Annotated in this window: 4 protein-coding genes; 3 read left to right on the forward strand and 1 reads right to left on the reverse strand. The window is 59.9% G+C overall.

Annotated elements, in window-relative coordinates; translation table 11 throughout:
• A partial coding sequence (locus tag GNZ13_RS46370) for a vWA domain-containing protein (protein WP_172177650.1) occupies positions 1-521 on the forward strand: 521 nt, incomplete at its 5' end.
• 45 nt (positions 522-566) lie between these two features.
• Here the strand turns inward: GNZ13_RS46370 and GNZ13_RS46375 are convergent.
• Positions 567-1,559 (reverse strand): flagellar brake protein, encoded by a 993-nt coding sequence (locus GNZ13_RS46375; RefSeq protein ID WP_172177652.1) that lies wholly within the window; start codon positions 1,557-1,559, stop codon positions 567-569.
• 600 nt (positions 1,560-2,159) lie between these two features.
• On the opposite strand from GNZ13_RS46375, the gene GNZ13_RS46380 reads away from it, so the two are divergent.
• Together GNZ13_RS46380 and GNZ13_RS46385 are read left to right on the forward strand one after the other, a co-directional pair.
• Positions 2,160-2,621 (forward strand): helix-turn-helix domain-containing protein, encoded by a 462-nt coding sequence (locus tag GNZ13_RS46380; protein WP_172177654.1) that lies wholly within the window; start codon positions 2,160-2,162, stop codon positions 2,619-2,621.
• Complete coding sequence (locus GNZ13_RS46385) at positions 2,618-3,169, forward strand: IS630 family transposase (protein ID WP_172177656.1); 552 nt, start codon at positions 2,618-2,620, stop codon at positions 3,167-3,169. Before GNZ13_RS46380 ends, GNZ13_RS46385 begins: the two co-directional genes overlap by 4 nt.
• Positions 3,170-3,403 lie beyond the last annotated feature (234 nt).

Below are 3,403 nucleotides of genomic sequence, written 5' to 3' on the forward strand. Positions count from 1 at the left end.
GCAATCAGCAGCCCCTTGGCGAGTGCGAGGCGCCGCGGGGCGGTGTGCTGCATTGCTTTGTGCTCGATTGTTCGGGTTCCATGCTGGGCGGGCAGCGCCTCGCACTCGCCAAGGGGCTGCTGATTGCGTTGTTCGATCGCGCAAGCGCGGCGCGTGCCGAGGCGGCGCTGGTGTGTTTTGGCGGTGCTGGCGCCGATCTGCGTTTCGGTCCCGCCGTGCCGCGCTGGTGGAACGAACGGTGGCTAAGGCCGGTGGGCGGAGGCGGTGGCACGCCGCTAGCGTCTGGCGTGCGCCAGGCTGCGCAGGTGCTGGAGCGCAGCGCCCGGCGCAAGCCCGCGCAGCAGCGCTGGCTGTGGATCCTGACTGACGGCCGCAGTGGCGATCAGCCGGCCCGGCCGCGCCACGCGGACGAGGTGGTATTCGTCGATTTCGAGCGGGGGGCGATACGGCTGAGCCGTTGCCACGCGCTTGCCGATGCGTGGGGCGCGGCGCTGTTTATGCCGGACGAACTGATCGCCTGAGCGGCACGCGCGCCATGCGGCGCGCTTTCGTGTGCTTTCGTGCGCTTATTTCAAACGGTTGGACCAGTACTGCACATCGTCCTGCCGGTCGAATACGAAGACTTTCATCGCCATCTGTTGCGCGGCGTCGAGTTGATCGAGTTCGAGGCCATGGGTCGACGGCTCGCCCGGCGCACTGCCTTTCTGCACATTGCGGATGACCGCGGTGGTTTCGATTTCGGTTTGCAGCTCCGCCGATTTGAGGCAGAAAGCGACGCGCAGTCGTTCGCCGACTGCACCGAGCGTCCACGAGGCGGTCAGCGACATGCCGAGTGCGCTGATGCTTTTGGCGAGACCCAGACCTTCATATGAATCGCCCGTTTCGCCGATGCCGAAGCGCACCGCGAGGTGCGCGTGGACGCGGATCGACTTGCGTTCGCGCAGGCGGCGGATCACGCCGGGTTTCGATAGCACCACGTAGTCGAATGGGGCGCGGCAAACTGCCTCGACCGTGCAGACGAAGCGAAACACGGCATGGCTCGCTATGGCGACGATCTCGATGTTTTCACCGAGGTTTAGCGGGAGGATGCGGCCGTCTTGCAGTGGTGGTGTGACGAAGAGCGCCTGGTTGGGCGCGAAGCCGATGATGCGGCATGGATGCATTGGGGCGCCGCTGCCGAGCTGGGAGCGCACGCCTATTAATGCACCTATCGTCAGGTGCATGTCCTTTAGTGTGAGGGTGCCGGTGGTGTCGGCGGGGTGGTCGGTTTGGGATTCCGGTTGCGTGGATGTGGCTAGCAAGTCGCCGCGGTGCGGGTGGAAGTTGTCGAATAGGAACTTGCGTTCGTCCGCGGTCGCCAGGATGGTGCCGGTGGCGAAGAGGAGTGTGCTGTCGGCGTCTGCGATCGGCCACGCGAGAGGGGTACCTAGCGGGACTGCTTCCAGAGTCAGGGGCTGTGACGGGGAGGCAGGGGTTGGGGGCTCGGCTTGAGATTCTGCCTGGGCCTCTGCTTGAGATTCTGTCTGGGCCCCTGCTTGGGCTTCTGCTGGGTTTTCCATGGTCGGCTGCTAAATATGTGGCGGGATTACTTGTTTACGGCTGGCCTTGCTGGGAGCTTTAGGGTGTTTTTGGGTTTTTTGTTTGCCTGCGGCGTTGGCCTTTCCTTGATTTGTTATTGGTCTATTAGTGTTCGCCCCTGTGCGGGGCAGGCACTTACTTTCTTTGCCGCCGCAAAGAAAGGTAAGCAAAGAAAGCGGCTCACACCGCTAATTCTTAAGTGGGTCCCTCGCGCAGTTGCGGTAGTGGTGCATCTGGAATCTGTGCCCTCGCACACTCCGCGCTCGTGACAAGGCAGTCATACTTCCGGCGGCGCTGCGCGCGCCGAAATGCACTTCATAAAACCACTCCCCGCGTTCGCGCTTCTTGTTTGTTCTTGATTGTCTTTGTGGCTCGCGCGCAGTTTCTACTGTGCGTCGTCTGTTCGCTGGTTCCCTCTGTGTCCTTTGTGTCTCCAGTGTCTCCAGTGTCTCGTGGCGCGAGATCGTTCGATAGAGTTTGTCTCTCTCGCTTGCAAAAAATTGCAACCACTGGTAAGTGTTTCGAGTAAACGAATTTCACGATATCAAGTCTGATGGGTAACCGAACCCGACGACCTGCCGATGAAATACGTTGTTGAACTGAGCGAACCGGAGAAGAAGACCTTGCAACAGCTGTCGCGCAAGCATCCTCACCAGGACTTCCGTACCCGTGGACTGGCACTGTTGCTGCTCGACAGCGGCCGACGGGTACATGAGACTGCGCTCGAGCTCGAAGTGAGCGACAAGTCCGTGTACAACTGGATCCACGCGTGGCACGACAATGGCCTGTGTGGTCTGCTGGTCGGCCATAAGGGCGGACGCCCCCGGTCGCTGTCCGAAGCCATGATCGCCACCGCTATCGAGGCGGCGAGCGCCGAATTGATGACGCTCAGACAGATTGCGCAACGTGTCGAGGAAGTTCATGAAGTGCCGTTTCCCTGTCGTCTGGAGACGCTGTCGGTTGCGCTTAAGCGCAACCGATTTTCCTATAAGCGCGGTCGTTACTCGCTGAAAAAAAGCGCGACCCCGCGGAGTTCACCGTGAAAGCTGCCACCCTCGTGAAGCTACAGCAGGCGGCACTCGACGACGCATGCCAGCTGTTCTATTTCGATCAGTCCGGGTTCAGTGCTTCGCCCCCGGTGCAGCGCGGCTGGTCGCCTGTCGGTGAACCCCACCGTGTATTCCCGCAGCCTCACTGCAAACGCTCGGTTCTCGGTGCACTGGATTTCGGCGCCAACCTGCTGAAGTACCAGGCGCGCAACACAACGATCAAGCGTCCCGACGTCGTCCAGTTTCTCGATCAGATTGCACGGGAAAGCACGCCCGGCCTGACAACGGTCATCGTCCTCGACAACGCCTCGATCCATCACAACATTGATCAGGAAATCATCGACCGGTGGTTTCTCGAGCATCGCATGGTGCTGTTCTATCTGCCGCCCTACAGTCCCGAACTCAATCTCATCGAAATCCTCTGGAAGCACGCGAAATACCACTGGCGTCGCTTCGTCACCTGGACTAAAGACACCATCGATGCCGAGATCGAAACGTTGCTCGGCGGTTACGGCACCAAGTTTGAAATCCGTTTTTCATGAACACTTATCGCACGCAAATTAACTCGGATACCTAAGTATTTTTTGGCGCCCTGAGCAAGGGCTGTTTCGGTGTCGCTCAACTTTTTGAAAATAATTGCACAAGGGGATTGACGACATGCCGACCGTTCTCCATAATCTCGTTTCTCTGCTGCTGATGCAGCGACGCAGAACGAAGCGGTACCGGGTGGTTGTGATGTGGGTGCAACGCGGTGCCGGTTTGGTAGTGAATGCGGA

This window comes from Paraburkholderia elongata (assembly GCF_013177735.1).
Taxonomy (GTDB): domain Bacteria; phylum Pseudomonadota; class Gammaproteobacteria; order Burkholderiales; family Burkholderiaceae; genus Paraburkholderia; species Paraburkholderia elongata.